The organism is Salinisphaera shabanensis E1L3A (assembly GCF_000215955.2).
Classification (GTDB): Bacteria; Pseudomonadota; Gammaproteobacteria; order Nevskiales; family Salinisphaeraceae; genus Salinisphaera; species Salinisphaera shabanensis.
The window spans coordinates 87,789-103,673 of record NZ_AFNV02000009.1 but is presented as its reverse complement, the minus strand read 5'-3'; the positions used below and the strand labels follow the sequence as shown (position 1 = coordinate 103,673).

Sequence of the window (15,885 nt, the reverse complement as noted above, 5' to 3'; positions counted from 1 at the left end):
CTTATTCCGGCGCGAGGGTGATCAGGCGTAGCCTCTCACCGCCGGCATCGCGCAGCGCCTGCATGACGGCAACGACGCGTGTGGCATCGCCGTCTCCGTCGGCCTTGAGTCGTAATGCCAGATTCGGATCGGTCTCGAGTGCTTCGCGCGCACGAGCCTCGATTGCATCGAGTTCGATAGGCTCGCCGTCGATAGCGATATCGCCACTGGCCGCAATCTGTATCTCCAGCCCGTCGCGTCGCGCCTGGGCTTCGCTCTGGGAGACCGGCGGCTGGATATCGAATGCCTCGGGCGAGGCAAGACGCCCGGCGAGCATGAAAAAGATCAGCAGCAGAAAAACGACGTTGGTCAACGGCAGGATGGAGTCATCGCCATTGATGCGTGAACGCTGGCTGCGCTTGAAGTGCATCGCCATGGCCTAGCGACCGCCACCACTGGGCGCGGTTTCCATCAGCGAGAGTTGCTTGACGCCGGCCGCAGAGAGCGCATCGAGTATGCGCACCGTATCCTGCAGCTTCACGCGTTCGGCTGGACGTACGAGTACACGCCGATCAGGCGCATCGGCGAGCGCGATACGCACGCGTTGTACCAGTTCTTCCATGCCTACGTACTGGCCGGCAAAACGTACGCCGTCCAGGCGAACGTCCACGAGTAGCGCGCCTTCCACGGCCGGCGCGCCGCTGCCTTCGGCGGGCGCGTCGAGCACGATCGAATGCAGGTCGAGAAAGCTCGACGCCAGCATGAAAAACAGCAGCAGGATGAATACGACATCAATCAGCGGCGTCAGGCTGATCAAGGATCGCCGCCGCCGTGCCGCACGCAGCCCGGCGCTAAACGAACGGGGTGTTGTGGCTGTGGTCGTCGTCATCGTCGCTTGCGATCGGGGCGGACGTTCGGGTGAGATCAGCGGTAAATACGCGCGTCACGACACTGTCCATCTCGTGGGCACAGCGATCCACGGCCCGCTCGAGCCAGTTCAGCGCCACGATCACCGGCATGGCGACTGCCAGGCCCACGGCCGTGGTCAGCAGCGCCTGCCAGATACCGCCCGATAGAACGGCGGGGTCCACCTGACTGCCGGCCTGTTCGAGATCGCGAAATGCTTCGATCATGCCCAGCACGGTGCCGAGCAGGCCGAGCAGCGGGGCAAGTGCCGCGATCACTTCCAGCGGGCGTAGATGGCTGCGCAGTGACTCCAGCATGTCGCCGCCGTATTGCATGATGTCTTCGCGTAGCACGCCTTCGGCGACGCCGGCGCGCTGGCGCAGCTCGATTGCGCGGGCGAGCGTGCGTGCCGCCGGGTTGGGCGAGCGGCGGGCGCTGGTGATCGCGGCACTGGCGTTGCCGCCACGATAGAGCTTGAGCGCGTTGCGTGCTGTGCGTCGATCATTGATACGTACACGCCGGAACTGGAACAGCTTGGCGAGTACGATCGTGATCGCGATCAGCGACATCAGCAGCAACAGGGCGACGACCGGCCCGCCCAGCGCGATGATCTCGACGGCACCGTTTATGGCGTCTAGGAACTGGTTCACGCGCGCGCTCCCGGTCCGGAATGCGTGGTTCGGGTCATCGGTGTGGACATCGCGCTACCGTGGTTATTTGATGAACGGCACGTTGCCACGCTGCGATACCGACAACAGCGACAGACAGTCGTTACGCACGCCCTGATCGTCGCGGCAATCGATTACATCGTTCAGCAGCAACTGGCCAATATCCTGGCAGGCCAGGTTCTTGATATCGAAGACCTTGATGCTTGTCTTGTTCTGCGCCATCGGCCCGATCTGAACGGCCAGCCTACGCGCGACAATGCCGTCGTTGTCGAACATCACCACGTCGAGCTGTACGTTCTCGTAGTTCGAGTCGGTCAGGTTCTGGGTTACGAGATAGGCACGACAAGCGCCTTCCACCGGCTCGAGCTTGTTGAGTTCGACCTCGATGCCGCCGGCCTGGGCCGAAGCGGTGGCGCTTGCGACGACAAGGAAGGCGGCGATCAATGCACGTATGACCATAACTAATGTCCCAAAGACGAGCGTGGGCGCGATTCGGCCCGGCGACAGCGCGCGAAACCCCGTGGCACTGAACCGCCGCGCCGTTTTCCCCCGGCGAAACGGCAGCGCGTGCGCGTTGTTGTGTTAAACCCTTGCCAGTATTGCTGTTGCCCCGCGCGGGCGCAACCGTTGGCCGTAGTCATCGACAGTGGCCGGGCATGGCGGCAGACTGCTGGCTGATGCAGTCATTCAGCAGGAGTGAGTCTTGAGCGTTTTTTCGCAAATGGCCGCGGCCGGTCATGAACAGGTTTGTCATATCAGCGACGCCGCCACCGGTCTGCGTGCGATCGTGGCAATGCACTCGAGTGTGCTCGGCCCCGGGTTGGGTGGCGTGCGCATCCGTGCATATGAAGATGAACAGGCCGCGTTGGTGGACGTGCTGCGTCTATCGGAAGCCATGAGTTACAAGGCCGCTTGCGCCGGTCTGCGCTGTGGCGGGGCCAAAGCTGTGGTGCTCGCGCCGTTCCCGCGCGACCGTGAGGCGGGCATGCATGCACTGGGCCGGGCCATCGATGGTCTGGCGGGGCGCTATGTGGCCACCGAAGACATGGGAATGAGCGAATCCGATATCGCTTTGCTCAATGAGGTCACGCCGCATGCGGTGGGCCGCAGCCTCGAGGCAGGCGGTTCGGGCGATCCGTCCCCGCATACTGCGGACGGCGTTATTGCCGGCATGCGCGCGGCCTTACGCGCCGCCGAGCGACCGATCGAGTTCGCGGGTCTGCGTGTCGCGGTTCAAGGCTGCGGACATGTCGGCCTGGCGATCGTCGAACGCCTGATCGCAGCCGGTGCCGAAGTAATTGCCTCCGATATCGATGACCAGGCCTGTGAAGGTGCGGCCGCGGCCGGCGCACAGATCGTGGATAACGACCGTATTCACGCCGAATCAGTCGATATCTTCGCGCCGAGCGGCGTGGGTGCGATTCTCGACGAAAGCCGTATCGCTGAGCTGAAATGCGCGATCGTGGCCGGGGCGGCCAACAACCAGCTGGCCACGCCCGAAGATGGGATGCGCCTGGCCGAACGCGGCATCGTCTATGCACCGGATTATGTGATCAATGCGGGTGGCCTGATCAACGTCAGCGATGAACTCGACAGCGAAGGCTACAACGCCGAGCGCGTGCGTTTTCGTGTGGCGTCGATCGAAACGACGCTGGACGAGATTTTCGAGCAGGCCAAGGCGCAACGCCGGCCGCCCGAATCGGTCGCGCTCGATATGGCGAAGAAACGTATCGAGGCAGGGGAACGCTAGTTGGCCCTCCGGCCCGGTTGCAGGCATGGACGCGACCAATAAACGGCAGATCGTTCTTTGCGACGTCGCCGTTGTTTTAGCGGCGGTTTCACAGAGCACGCCTTGACCGGATTGTCGCCGTGTCGTTCGCGGGAAACAGCAGCGCGGACTGGCGACCACAAAAAAGCCGCGCCCGGATTCGGGCGCGGCTTTGTATCGGGCCGTGCAGGAAGAATCAGGCCGCGTTGTCCCAGTCGGGGGCAAACGAGGGATTGATGATCCGACCGTCTTCCGAGTGCAGCGCTTCGACTTTGCGCATCTCTTCTTCGGTGAGTTCGAAATCGAAGATGTCGAAATTGTTGGTCACATGCTCTTTCTTGGACGAGCGGGGGATCACCACCACGTCGCCGTGCTGTACCAACCAGCGCAGGGCGACCTGGCCGCCGTTCTTTCCATGCGCCTTACCGATACGCTCGAGCGTCGGTTCGCTGAACACACGACCCTGGGCCAGTGGGCAATAGGCGGTAAGGGCCATGCCGTGCTCTGCCAGCTTATCCAACACCGGTTGCTGACTGATATAGGGGTGAAACTCGACCTGGTTCGTGGCCAGCGGTGCAGTCGACTGGCCCACGGCTTCTTCGATGAGCGTCGTGGTGAAGTTGCTGATGCCGATATTGCGCGCCAGACCCTGCTCACGCACTTCGTTGAGCGCACCGAGGGTTTCCTTGAGCGAAATATCCGGATTCGGCCAGTGCAGTAGCAGCAGGTCGACATAGTCGGTATCGAGTTTGTTCAGACTTTCGCGTACCGAGGCCTGCAGGTCGCCGTCAGCGAACTGGTCGGTCCAAACCTTGGTGGTCAGGAAGATGTCTTCGCGATCGAGCCCCGACTGCTTGAGTCCGCGGCCGACGGCTTCTTCGTTCTTGTACATCTGGGCCGTATCGATATGTCGATACCCCACTTCCAGTGCATGGGCGACCATCGATTCTGCGTCCGCGGGCTCCAGTTCGAACGTACCGAACCCAATAGCCGGGATTTTTGCGCCGTTTGCGTTGACGTGTTGCATAGAAGACTCCTGTTCCGTGCCGTCACCTTAGGTAAGGTCTGTTACTCATGCTTTCAATCGAGACAGCCTGTATGCACAACACCTTGTCGCTAAGGGCAAAAACATGAGTGGAGGCGTCGCACGGGCGTTCAAACTGGAGAAAGGCGAGTTCGTGCCGGTGGCCTGGTCGTTTGCCTATTTTTTCTGTTTGCTGTGCGGCTACTACATCCTGCGTCCGCTGCGCGACGAAATGGGCATCCAGGGTGGCGTGGATGCGCTCGCCTGGGTGTTCTCGGCCACGTTCATCCTCATGCTGGCCGTCGTACCGGCTTTCGGCTGGGCGGTCGCGCGTTTTTCGCGCCGCGGGGTGGTCGTGGCCAGCTACGGCTTTTTTGTCGTCAACCTGCTCGTGTTTTTTCTGCTGCTGCGCGCCGAGATCGAGCCCACCTGGACAGCGCGGGCATTCTTCGTCTGGGTGAGTGTTTTCAATCTTTTCGTGATCTCGCTGTTCTGGAGCGTGATGAACGATATGTTCGATCAGGCCCAGGCGTTACGCCTGTTCGGCCTGATTGCGGCCGGCGGCAGTCTGGGCGCGATTGCCGGTCCGGGTTTGACCACGCTGCTGGTCGAGCGTGTCGGCCCCGTCAATTTGTTGCCGCTATCCGCGGCGCTGCTGATTATCGCGGTCGTCTGCGCGTTGCAGGTCATGCAGCGTGCCGGCTCGCAAACCGGCGCCGCGCCGAATGCACGGGTGCGTAGCGAAAGCGTCTGGGCCGGGGCGACCCATGTCGCACGTTCGCCTTATCTGCTGGGTATCTGCGTGTTCATCGTGTTCTATTCCGCGCTGTCGACCTTCCTGTATTTCGAGCAGGCGCGCATCGTCGAGAATGCGTTCGATAGCAGCGCACAGCGCACGCAGGTGTTCGCGGCCATGGATCTGGCGACCAACACGCTAACGCTGGCATTACAGTTCTTCGCCACCGCGCGTCTGGTCGCCTGGCTGGGCCTGCCTATCGCCTTGGCGATGATCCCGGTCGCCGTGGCCGCGGGCTTTGGCGCGCTCGGCTTAGCGCCCACGCTTGCTGTGCTCGTGGTATTTCAGGTCGTGCGGCGGGCCGGCAACTACGCGATCACCAAACCCGCGCGCGAGATGCTGTTCTCGGTCGTGAGTAGCGAAGACAAGTACAAGGCCAAGAACTTCATCGATACCGTGGTTTACCGCGGCGGCGACGCAGCCAGTGGCTGGCTTTTTACTGGCCTGTCAGCCATCGGGCTGGGGCTGTCGGCACTGGCCTTTGCGGCCGTGCCGCTGGCCACGCTCTGGGCGTTATTTGGCATCATGCTGGGGCGCGCGCGTCGTGCGCGCGAGCGCGGGCAGGACGATCAGGAAACGACAACACAAATCCACCGAGGTGGGATATGAACCGATCCGATTCGATACTCGACAAATCGTTCACGCGCCGCCGCGTGCTTGGCTATGGCGCGGCCGGGGCAGGGCTTGCCGCAATGCCCTGGCAGGTTTCGCTTGCCGCGCAGATTGACGCCGCGGGAGGCGACCAGGCCATGCGCACGCGCGCCATTCCTGCGAGCGGCGAACAGATACCCGTGATCGGCATGGGTTCGTCCGGTTCGTTTGCAACACGTAGCGAAAGTACGCTCGCGGACCTGGCCACGGTCATGAAAGAGTTCGTCGCCATGGGAGGCACACTCGTGGATACCTCGCCGTCTTATGGCAACGCCGAAACCAATATCGGCAATATTGCGCGCGAAACCGGTGTGCGCGAGCAACTATTCATGGCGACCAAGGTGCGCAAGCGCAGTCGCGAACGAACGCTTGAGCAGTTTCGTGCGTCCATCGATGAACTGGGTGAGCCGATCGATCTGCTGCAAATCCATAACTTCATCGGGCTCGATAACCAGTGGGCCACGCTGCAACAGCTCAAGGAAGAAGGGCGGGTGCGTTATATCGGTATCACCCATTATCTGACCAGCGCCTTCGATGAACTCGAACATCAGATGGCGACCAAGGACCTGGACTTCGTACAGTTCAACTACTCCATCATGACGCCGGATGCTGAAAGACGATTGCTTCCACTGGCCGCCGATCATGGGATTGCCGTGCTGGTGAACCGCGCTTTCAACGATGGCCGGATATTCGGCGAGACGAAAGGCAAGGAACTGCCCGATTTTGCCAAGGAGTTCGATTGCTTCTCCTGGGCCCAGTTCGCGCTCAAATACGTGCTCGCTAATGAAACGGTCACCGCCGTAATTCCGGCCACCAGCGACCCTGAACACCTGCGCGATAACATGCACGCCGGCTACGGCAAACTACCTGACGCCGATATGCGCAAGCGCATGAGACAAACCATGCGTGCTTTGTAGAGGGGTCGGTACGTCGGTGCGACAGCAGTCGTCATCGCGCGAATAGACGCTTGAGCGGATCGTCCAGGGCGCGGCTACAAGCCGCGCTGAAAACCTTGGGTTCAGACGTCTCGCAAAATGTCTGGCCAATCCCCGGACTACAGTGGGCGTTGCCGGCGAGCAATCGCTAAACATGACATCAGCGCCATATAGGTTATGCGGCCTTGTTGAAGCGCAGTTCGTTTTCGTCGGTCCCGTCGAGATCGACCGTCACCGTATCGCCGGCGACGAACTCGCCGGCCAGGATCCGTTTGGCCAGCGGATTTTCCACCAGCGTCTGGATCGAGCGCTTGAGCGGACGCGCGCCATAGACCGGGTCGAAGCCGGCTTCGGCGAGCTTGTCGACTGCGGCATTCGAAATATCCAGCGTAAGCTCGCGTTCGGCCAGGCGGGTATGGAGTTCACGCATCTGGATACGTGCGATCTCGCGGATTTGCGCCTGGGCGAGCGGATGGAACACCACCGACTCGTCGATACGGTTGATGAACTCGGGCCGGAAATGCTGGGCCACGACTTCCATCACCGACTCGCGCATGGTGTCGTAGCTGGTATCCGACAGTTCCTGGATGAGCTGACTGCCCAGATTGGAGGTCATCACGATCACGGTATTGCGAAAATCCACGGTACGGCCCTGGCCATCGGTGAGTCGCCCGTCGTCGAGGACCTGCAACAGTATGTTGAAGACATCACTGTGCGCCTTCTCGACTTCGTCGAGCAGGATCACCGAATAGGGCTTGCGACGTACCGCCTCGGTCAGATAGCCGCCTTGTTCATAGCCGACATAGCCGGGCGGGGCACCGATGAGGCGCGCAACCGAGTGCTTTTCCATGAACTCGGACATGTCGATCCGCACCATGGCCGACTCGGTGTCGAACAGGAAGGTTGCAATCGACTTGCACAGCTCGGTCTTGCCCACGCCGGTCGGGCCCAGGAACAGGAATGAACCGATCGGCCGGTTCGGATCCGACAGGCCCGAGCGCGAGCGTCGAATGGCGTCGGAAACCGCTGATACCGCTTCGTTCTGGCCGATTACGCGTTCGTGCAACGAATCTTCCATGCGCAACAGCTTGTCGCGCTCGGCTTCGAGCATGCGATTGACCGGTATGCCGGTCCACCGCGAGACGATCTCAGCGACTTCTTCATCGGTGACGTTGTTGCGCAACAGCTTGGTGGCCGCGGGTGTTTGCTCCGCTGCCTGCGCTTCGGCCAGTTCGCGTTCGAGCTGCGGGATGCGCCCGTATTGCAGTTCCGACATGCGGTCGAAATCACGCGCACGCTGGGCTGCCTCGAGTTCCTTCTTGGCCTGCTCGAGTTCTTCGCGCTTGTTGGCCGCGCCCGCCACCGACGCTTTCTCCGACTTCCAGATTTCTTCCAGGTCGGAATACTCGCGTTCGAGCTCGTTGATTTCCTCGTCGAGCCGGTCGAGGCGTGTCTTGGAGCCCTCGTCGGATTCCTTCGACAACGCCTGTTTCTCGATCTTGAGCTGGATCAGACGGCGATCGAGCCGGTCGAGCTCTTCCGGTTTGGAATCGATCTCGATACGGATCTTCGACGCGGCTTCATCGATCAGATCGATCGCCTTGTCCGGCAGTTTGCGATCCGTGATGTAGCGCTGCGACAGCTTGGCGGCGGCAATGATGGCGCCGTCGGTGATATCCACACCGTGGTGGACTTCGTAGCGTTCCTTGAGCCCACGCAGGATCGCGATGGTGTCTTCGAGATCCGGCTCGTCGACGATCACTTTCTGGAAGCGGCGCTCCAGGGCCGCATCTTTTTCGATGTTCTCGCGATATTCGTTGAGCGTGGTCGCACCGATGCAATGCAGCTCGCCACGTGCAAGCGCGGGCTTGAGCATGTTGCCGGCATCCATCGAGCCTTCGGCCTTGCCGGCGCCCACCAGCGTATGGATTTCGTCGATGAAGAGAATGATGCGGCCTTCCTGCTTGGACAGGTCGGAGAGCACGCCCTTGAGACGGTCTTCGAACTCGCCGCGGTATTTCGCGCCGGCGATCATGCCGCCGAGGTCGAGCACCAGCACGCGTTTGTCGCGCAGCGATTCCGGGACTTCGCCATTGATAATGCGCTGGGCCAGACCTTCTACGATCGCGGTCTTGCCCACGCCGGGTTCGCCGACCAGGGTCGGGTTGTTCTTGGTCCGGCGCGAAAGCACCTGGATCACGCGGCGGATTTCCTCATCGCGACCGATGACCGGGTCAAGCTTGCCCTGTTCGGCGCGCTCGGTGAGATCGATGGTGTACTTGTCGAGCGCGCCGCGCTGTTCTTCGGCGTTGGCATCGTCGACGTTCTCGCCGCCGCGGATCTTGTCGATCTGTGCGGTGAGCTTGTCGCGCGTCGCGCCGGCGTTCTTCAGGATGGTGCCCGCTTCGGATTTGTCCTCGAGCGCGGCGAGCACGAACAGTTCGCTGGAGATGAACGAATCCCCGCGCTTCTGGGCGAGCTTGTCTGACAGGTTGAGCACTCGCACGAGCGCCTGGCTTGCGCCCACGTCGCCCGTGGCTTCGCCAACGGTCGGCAGATTGTCGAGTGCTTTGAGCAGGCGATTACGTATGTCACGCACATCCAGCCCGGCGCCGTCGAGCAGCGGCCGCACGGTGCCGCCTTCCGTATCGAGCAGCGCGAGCAGCACGTGTACCGGCTGGATTTCGTTGTGATCGCGACCCACCGCAAGGCTTTGTGCCTCGCCCAGGGCGCTCTGAAGTTTACTGGTTAGTTTGTCCATTCGCATGTTGCGCTATCCCTCTTTGACGGGTGCGGCGCCGTGTTCGGGCGCCTGTACCTTAGCTATGTGCTGTTAATAGGTGCTTTCGCGAACAATTCAACCATTGTTTGAAAGATGACGACTTGATCTGTGTCAGTGGTTATCGCCGGAAGCCGTTTTTACGCTGATATACTCGCGCGAGCGCCGAATCCGGCACACGACGATTTGATCTCACCGGGGTTTGAATGACCAAGGCCTATGAAGACGCTGAGTTCATGCTCAGCGATGAGGCGCGTTCGCTGCGCCTGCTCTCCGAATATCTCGAACCCAGAGCGCGGCTGAAAGAACTGAACGTGCATCGTGCCTTGATCTTCTGGGGGTCGGCGCGCCTGCGCCCGATCGGCCCGGACCCGGTCGACGATGCCGTGGACTTCTATGCCGAGGCCCGCGAACTCGCCGCGCGCATGACGCGCTGGACGATGGAGACACATGAGCCCGATGCGCATTACCATGTGTGTACGGGGGGCGGGCCAGGCATCATGGAAGCAGCCAATCGGGGCGCAGCGGACGTCAACCGCGAATTGTCGATGGGCTACAATATCGAACTGCCGCATGAGCAGGGGGCGAACGCGTATATCAGCGACGCGCTGAACTTCGAGTTCAAGTACTTTTTCATGCGCAAGTTCTGGTTCATGAACGTGGCCAAGGCGCTGATCATCTTCCCGGGCGGTTTTGGCACCATGGACGAACTCTTCGAGATGCTCACACTGATACAGACGGGCAAACAGCCGCGTATTCCGGTCGTGCTTTATGGTAAGAACTTCTGGGAGCGACTCATCAACTTCGATGTGTTCGTGGAAATGGGGCTGATAGCAGAGCGCGACATCGACCTGTTCTATCGGGCAGACTCGGTCGATGAAGCATTTGATTTTCTCACCGATGCGCTTGCGCAGGACACGGTGACCGCACAAAGCCGGCACGGCTGACTGTCATGGCTAACGGATCGTTCAAGAAGAAAGGCAGCGCACAGGGCAGCGCCAATCCGAATCCCAAGGTGCTTGTCGCCGGCTGGATCGGCAGCATGGTGCTCGTGGCGCTGATCACCGTCTTTGTCACCTATCAGTTTTCTGACGACGGGACGGAGCCGGAAGCCAGCGGCGCCGGCCAGGTCGCGCAGAACGAACCGGAACAGGACGTCGTTCAATCCTCGCCCGATACCCAGATCGAAAGCGAAGTCACGCCGCAGGACGGCCAGGTCGCAGAAAACGAACCCGAGCCGGAGCCTGCCAAGCCGCAGTTCATGCCCGATCTGAAGCTTGTCGGGCGCCAGGGTATCGTTCAACTCGCTGCCTCGAGCCTGCCGCCGAGCGATATCGTGGCGAGCTGGTGCCGCGACCTGGCCGCGCGCGTGCCGGGCGTCGAGAGCTCGGACTGCATGTCAGGTGCATTCGCTGACTCAGGCCACAAGTCGGTCAACGGTCGTCCGCTGATCGTGCGTCAGATCGATCCCACGCAGAAGGCTGCGGGCTCCGGTCGCGTACTGCTGATTGCCGCTACGCACGGTGACGAGCTCAGCTCCGTGGGCACGGTGTTCAACTGGATGAACATCATGGCCGATGAGGGCACGCCTTATGAATGGAAGGTCGCGCCCGTGCTTAACCCCGACGGTTTGTTTCATGAGCCGCCGACGCGTGTGAATGCCAACGGCGTGGATCTCAATCGCAATCTGCCGACGGCGGGTTGGGCCAAGGAATCGCGTGATTACTGGCGCCGTGTCGGTTTCGAGAAACGCCGCTTTCCAGGCGAAAGCGCCGGCAGCGAGCCCGAAAATAAGTGGCTGGCCGAACAGATCAAACAGTTCAAGCCGAACGTCATTATTTCGATGCATGCGCCGTATGGCGTACTCGATTATGACGGCGATTTCCCGGCCCCGCGAAAGATGGGCAGCTTGAATCTGCATCGCCTTGGCGTTTATCCGGGGTCGCTGGGCAACTTCGCGTCGCGCATGCAGGGTATTCCGGTGATCACGGTGGAACTCGACAACGCCGACGAGCCACCGAGCGATCGTGAGATCGAGCAGATGTTCAGCGATTTGAACAACTGGTTGGATCGCTACTTCCGCAGCGTTCGTCAAGCCAGCGCCAACAATTCCACCCCAGAGGCCGGCTGAGAGTGTTATCCGGGGTTCGCGGGGCCGGTCGTACAGCCGCCCGGTCTAGGGCGGGCGGCGGGCGATTCCGGCCAGGCCTGGCATGGTGGCGGCACGCGCAAGCGATGAGCGTAACGACTGTGGGAGCTGCTGCCAGTCGCGATAGTCGTCGATATCCCGGCGCGGGGCCAGGGCGCTGAGTTCCAGTCCGAGCGTTTTCGCCCGTGTTCGCGTGCTGCGCGCGACGCGAGGGGTACTCCATACCGGGCCGCGAAAAATACGCGCATTCGTGTGGCATAGACCGATCGCCCAGTAGCCTCCGTCCCAGGTCGGCGCCAGCCATACGTGATCCGTACAGGTGAGATGGGCCAGCGCGTGCTCAAGCCAGCCGCCATCGAGCGCGGGTTGATCGGCCCCCATCACCACGACGCGCTCGCTAGTCTGCAACGCCTGGCGTACGCCAGTTGCCATTCGATAGCCCAGTGTACCGAGGGCCTGCCGTCGTCGCGTGACGCCGTACCGTTGCGCCAGGCGCGCGAACGCCGGATGCCTGGTCTCGGGTGAACAAGCGAGCATCACGCGCCCGGGCGCGATTGCGACCGCCTGCGAAACAGCGTGTTCGAGCATCGCCCGATAAATCCTTGTTGCGCGGCGGTCGCCCAGGCGGCGCGCAAGCCGTGTCTTGCACTGGCCGACAACGGGCGCCTTGGCAAATATGCAAACAGAGAAATCGCCTCGCAGCGGCGTTTCGGAATTCGCGGGCGAAGGGGGGTTGGCAACAGACATAAGCCTGCTATCATACGCCGCTCGCTCGCAGGCAAGCGGGTACAAAATCTGGGGCCGTAGCTCAGTTGGGAGAGCGTCGCGTTCGCAATGCGAAGGTCGGCGGTTCGATTCCGCCCGGCTCCACCAGTCATCGATTCAGGCCGCTCTTCGAGCGGCCTTTTTCGTGGGCACGATAAAAGTGTGCCCATGGCAATCGAGGTCGGGCGTTGCGCGACTTTCTTGCGCGTGTTCCGTATGGCCATGCGTCGGCTCGCGTGGTCGCGGTTCGCGAGCGCGGTAGCGTTCGCGTTCGGCCAGCGGTTGCCGAACGCGCCGGGGCTCGTATGATCGGGGGTGTCGCCGCCGACTGCAGCGACGTAATCGAACGAGACAGGCGGATCGAATGACCAAACGCGACCTGGAACCCAAAATGGCCTCGGCTAAACTCGTCTATCAGCAGCTGCGGCACATGATTCTGGAGTTTGAGCTGTATCCGGGCAGTCGCGTGACCGAAACCGAGCTGGCGGAAATGTTCCAGGTCAGCCGTACGCCGATACGCGAAGCGGTACAGCGGCTCGAGTCGGAGGGGTATCTGTCGGTGCGCCCTAAGCAGGGCTGCTTCATCCGCGATCTAGATATCACGCGGTTGATGCAGTACTACGATGTGCGTGTCGCGCTAGAGCTGTTCTCATTGGACAAGGCAGCCCTGTTCATGCCCGATGCACAGCTCGAGAAACTGGCGGCCGACTGGGATCCGGTCACGCAGCCCGGCAGGTCGAAAAGCTCCGAGGACATGGAAGCGCGCGATGAGTCTTTCCATATCCGCCTTGCCGAAGGCGGAGGCAATTTCGCGGTTGCAGAATATCTGGCGGATGTGAATAACCATATCCGTGTCATTCGTCGACTCGATTTCACGCAAAACCAGCGTGTCGATTTGACTTATGTCGAACACCACAAGATCTGTACCTACTTGCTCGAGCGCGACGTGGCCGCTGCGAAAAATCTCATGATCGGTCATGTCAAGCGCAGCGAAGAATTCGCCAAAACCTTGACGCTGACGCAGCTAGCCCAGACGCGTATCCGTGCGCGCTCGCGCGGATAATCGATTGTCTGCGCCGTGGGCCGGGTTGCGTCGTTCACTCAGGCGCGGGTCGCGGGTTTAACGTACGCGAAAGACCCGGAAGGCGCCGTTCGACGGGTGGTTGTCGCTTCCCCCGCTGTATGACCATCGTCGTAGGGCGTCGCATCCAACCGACTGATTTGGCGCGCCAATTATATTCAGGCTAAGACGCTTAACACGATCTTCGTTGATTGGCCGTACGCGGCTGTCGTTCACTCCAGGCACAACGACAATTACACAACGAAAGGAGGAGCCATGATCATTTATGGCGTTGCGTTGCTGGCAGCCTGTATGTTGGCCGGCAATATCATCGGCGAGCTGATCGGCATGGCCATCGGCGTGAGCTCGAACGTGGGCGGCGTCGGTCTGGCCATGTTGCTGCTGGTATTCGTGGTCTATCGGCTACAGAAAGCCGGTTGCCTGGATACCTCGTCGCGGCGCGGTGTCGAGTTCTGGAGTTCGCTCTATATCCCGATCGTGGTCGCGATGGCGGCCAGCCAGAACGTGGTGGGCGCTGTCACCGGCGGGCCGGTCGCGCTTGTGGGCGGTCTGATCGTGGTTGCGGCGAGCTTTGCCCTGGTGCCGGTTATCGCACGGCTGGGTAAAGGCAAGTACGCCGTACCGCTGGACGATGTCGAAGCCGAGCGGGGTGATCGCAATGCATGAGCGCCTCGTTGATGTGTTCACCAGCAACGGTCTGATTACCGCGTTTGCGGCCGTCGGCCTGCTGATGCTGGTCTGCAACCTGATCTCGAAACATCTCACCCGCGGTCGTATCCACGGCTCGGCAATCGCGATCGCTGCCGGGCTCGTACTGTCCTATATCGGCGGCGTCTCGACCGGTGGCGAAGACGGTCTCGCCGACGTGGCACTGTTCTCCGGACTGGGGCTGATGGGCGGTTCGATGCTGCGCGACTTCGCCATCGTTGCCACGGCATTCGGCGTGGACGTCGAGGAGCTGCGCAAGGCCGGGTTGAATGGCGTGATCGCGCTGTTTGTGGGCATCATCATGCCGTTCGCGCTTGGCGGCGCGATCGCCTATGCGTTCGGCTACACCGATGCCGTATCGGTCACCACGATTGGCGCGGGTGCGGCGACTTATATCGTCGGACCGGTCACCGGCAGCGCGATCGGTGCCGGTTCGGATCTGATCGCGCTATCGATTGCCATCGGGCTCGTGAAATCGATTTCGGTGATGATCGTCACGCCCATGGTGGCGCGCGCGATTTCGCTCAACAATCCGTCCGCCGCGCTTGTTTTCGGCGGCATGATGGGCACCACCAGCGGTGTGGCCGGCGGTCTCGCGGCGACCGACGCCCGCCTGGTGCCGTACGGCGCGATGACCGCAACCTTTTATACCGGTTTGGGTTGCCTGCTGGGCCCGTCGGTGTTGTATCTGGTGGTTCGTGCGCTGCTCGGCGGCTAGGTCGGCGAGCCTAACTGGTGACCGCGATCGCTGCCTTTTCGAGGGCAGCGATCCGTTCATCGGCTCGGCGCGATTTCAAGTAGCACAGGCCGATGGTCTGGATGACGCGCTGATTTTCTGCCACCCGCGAGAACGCCAGTGCGCCGGGATAGATATCGTCGATGCGCTTGGGCAGCAGGGCATGGCCGACACCGCCCTTGACCAGGCTCGTGAGCGTGAAGATATCGTTCGCGCGCAACGCGACGCGCGGGGTGATGCCTGCTTCGAGAAACATCCGGTAACTATCACGGCCGGTGGAGAAGTCCTGCGACAGCAGCACGAACGGTTCGCCGTCGTAGCGGCGCAGGTCGACCGGCGCGCTGCTATGGGGGACCGAATCGGCCGCGCGTGCGAAATGGATCTCATCGTCGAACAGCGTTTTGACGATGCGATGCCGGCGTCTGCCGAGTTCGTGGACACAGATCAATGCGGCGTCGATATCGCCGGCCTGCAGCTTGTCTTCGAGATCGGCATTGGAGCCGAGCACGAGCTCGATATCGCAGTCCGGCACCTCGGCCTTGAGTGCATTGATGATGCGCGGTACCACGGAAACCGTGAGCGAGTAGAGCGAGCCGATTCGAAAGATGCTCGGCGAGATACCGGCCGCGGAACGGGTATCGTCGACACTGTGCTGAATACGTTCGAGATCTCGCTGGCATGACGTTCGAGCACGAACGCCGAATCCAGCGGTTCGAGCGACCGGCGGCGGTGGGCGAACAATGGGCAGCCGACGGCGGCTTCCAGCGAATGGATCGCTTTGTGGACCGACACGCTCGACAACGACAAGGCTTCGGCGGCTCGTGCCAGATGGCGTTCGCGCATGAATACGAGAAAGATCTCGAGCTTGCGCAGGGTGATCTCGTTGCTGCTCACACGTACTCCCTGAAGCTGCCGATGTTCGACGTTAACGAAACCAACG

At 61.4% G+C, this 15,885-nt stretch carries 16 protein-coding genes, 1 tRNA gene and 1 pseudogene; 9 read left to right on the top strand and 9 right to left on the bottom strand.

Going from position 1 to position 15,885, the window contains the following annotated elements:
- Position 1: 1 nt before the first annotated feature.
- The 4 genes from SSPSH_RS07435 to SSPSH_RS07420 form a co-directional block, all read right to left on the bottom strand.
- Positions 2–415, bottom strand: a complete 414-nt coding sequence (locus SSPSH_RS07435) for an ExbD/TolR family protein (protein WP_006915501.1) — start codon at positions 413–415, stop codon at positions 2–4.
- A gap of 3 nt (positions 416–418) precedes the next feature.
- On the bottom strand, positions 419–868 hold the full coding sequence (locus SSPSH_RS07430; protein WP_021031561.1) for an ExbD/TolR family protein: 450 nt from the start codon (positions 866–868) through the stop codon (positions 419–421).
- Positions 831–1,535 carry a MotA/TolQ/ExbB proton channel family protein gene (locus SSPSH_RS07425; protein ID WP_006915503.1) on the bottom strand — a complete coding sequence of 235 codons (705 nt, stop codon included), beginning with the start codon at positions 1,533–1,535 and terminating at the stop codon, positions 831–833. Before SSPSH_RS07425 ends, SSPSH_RS07430 begins: the two co-directional genes overlap by 38 nt.
- Before the next feature lie 63 nt (positions 1,536–1,598).
- Entirely contained in the window at positions 1,599–2,012 is a 414-nt protein-coding gene (locus SSPSH_RS07420; RefSeq protein WP_006915504.1) for a hypothetical protein, read from the bottom strand.
- A gap of 244 nt (positions 2,013–2,256) precedes the next feature.
- Between SSPSH_RS07420 and SSPSH_RS07415 the strand changes: the two genes are divergently transcribed.
- Positions 2,257–3,303 (top strand): Glu/Leu/Phe/Val dehydrogenase family protein, encoded by a 1,047-nt coding sequence (locus SSPSH_RS07415; protein WP_021031560.1) that lies wholly within the window; start codon positions 2,257–2,259, stop codon positions 3,301–3,303.
- Between the two features lie 214 nt (positions 3,304–3,517).
- On the opposite strand, the gene SSPSH_RS07410 is transcribed toward SSPSH_RS07415, so the two are convergent.
- Positions 3,518–4,348 (bottom strand): aldo/keto reductase, encoded by an 831-nt coding sequence (locus SSPSH_RS07410; RefSeq protein ID WP_006915506.1) that lies wholly within the window; start codon positions 4,346–4,348, stop codon positions 3,518–3,520.
- Positions 4,349–4,451: 103 nt separating this feature from the next.
- Between SSPSH_RS07410 and SSPSH_RS07405 the strand changes: the two genes are divergently transcribed.
- Positions 4,452–5,750 carry an NTP/NDP exchange transporter gene (locus tag SSPSH_RS07405; protein WP_006915507.1) on the top strand — a complete coding sequence of 433 codons (1,299 nt, stop codon included), beginning with the start codon at positions 4,452–4,454 and terminating at the stop codon, positions 5,748–5,750.
- Positions 5,747–6,709, top strand: coding sequence for an aldo/keto reductase (locus SSPSH_RS07400; RefSeq protein ID WP_006915508.1), 963 nt, complete (start codon positions 5,747–5,749; stop codon positions 6,707–6,709). The genes SSPSH_RS07405 and SSPSH_RS07400 overlap by 4 nt, the downstream gene beginning before the upstream one ends.
- Positions 6,710–6,902: 193 nt before the next feature.
- Here SSPSH_RS07400 and clpB read toward each other — a convergent pair whose 3' ends face one another.
- Entirely contained in the window at positions 6,903–9,488 is a 2,586-nt protein-coding gene (gene clpB, locus SSPSH_RS07395) for an ATP-dependent chaperone ClpB (RefSeq protein ID WP_006915509.1), read from the bottom strand.
- Positions 9,489–9,712: 224 nt separating this feature from the next.
- Between clpB and SSPSH_RS07390 the strand changes: the two genes are divergently transcribed.
- Complete coding sequence (locus SSPSH_RS07390) at positions 9,713–10,453, top strand: LOG family protein (RefSeq protein WP_006915510.1); 741 nt, start codon at positions 9,713–9,715, stop codon at positions 10,451–10,453.
- Positions 10,454–10,458: 5 nt separating this feature from the next.
- Complete coding sequence (locus SSPSH_RS07385; RefSeq protein WP_006915511.1) at positions 10,459–11,637, top strand: M14 family zinc carboxypeptidase; 1,179 nt, start codon at positions 10,459–10,461, stop codon at positions 11,635–11,637.
- Between the two features lie 45 nt (positions 11,638–11,682).
- Here SSPSH_RS07385 and SSPSH_RS17870 read toward each other — a convergent pair whose 3' ends face one another.
- Entirely contained in the window at positions 11,683–12,402 is a 720-nt protein-coding gene (locus SSPSH_RS17870) for a TIGR04282 family arsenosugar biosynthesis glycosyltransferase (RefSeq protein ID WP_084623505.1), read from the bottom strand.
- A gap of 50 nt (positions 12,403–12,452) precedes the next feature.
- Here SSPSH_RS17870 and SSPSH_RS07375 point away from each other — a divergent pair.
- The 4 genes from SSPSH_RS07375 to madM all read left to right on the top strand — a co-directional run bounded on the left by SSPSH_RS07375 (position 12,453) and on the right by madM (position 14,927).
- Positions 12,453–12,528, top strand: a tRNA-Ala gene (locus SSPSH_RS07375).
- 256 nt (positions 12,529–12,784) lie between these two features.
- The gene (locus SSPSH_RS07365; RefSeq protein WP_006915516.1) at positions 12,785–13,483 is read left to right on the top strand and encodes a GntR family transcriptional regulator; all 699 of its coding nucleotides are present in this window, start codon (positions 12,785–12,787) and stop codon (positions 13,481–13,483) included.
- A 273-nt stretch (positions 13,484–13,756) separates the two neighbouring features.
- On the top strand, positions 13,757–14,167 hold the full coding sequence (gene madL / locus SSPSH_RS07360; protein ID WP_006915518.1) for a malonate transporter subunit MadL: 411 nt from the start codon (positions 13,757–13,759) through the stop codon (positions 14,165–14,167).
- On the top strand, positions 14,160–14,927 hold the full coding sequence (madM, locus tag SSPSH_RS07355; protein ID WP_006915520.1) for a malonate transporter subunit MadM: 768 nt from the start codon (positions 14,160–14,162) through the stop codon (positions 14,925–14,927). The genes madL and madM overlap by 8 nt, the downstream gene beginning before the upstream one ends.
- A 10-nt stretch (positions 14,928–14,937) precedes the next feature.
- Here madM and SSPSH_RS17865 read toward each other — a convergent pair whose 3' ends face one another.
- Both SSPSH_RS17865 and SSPSH_RS19870 read right to left on the bottom strand, forming a co-directional pair.
- Positions 14,938–15,543 carry a LysR substrate-binding domain-containing protein gene (locus SSPSH_RS17865; RefSeq protein ID WP_275450706.1) on the bottom strand — a complete coding sequence of 202 codons (606 nt, stop codon included), beginning with the start codon at positions 15,541–15,543 and terminating at the stop codon, positions 14,938–14,940.
- 170 nt (positions 15,544–15,713) lie between these two features.
- Positions 15,714–15,788, bottom strand: a pseudogene (locus SSPSH_RS19870) (hypothetical protein); the annotation flags it as partial.
- Positions 15,789–15,885: the final 97 nt, after the last annotated feature.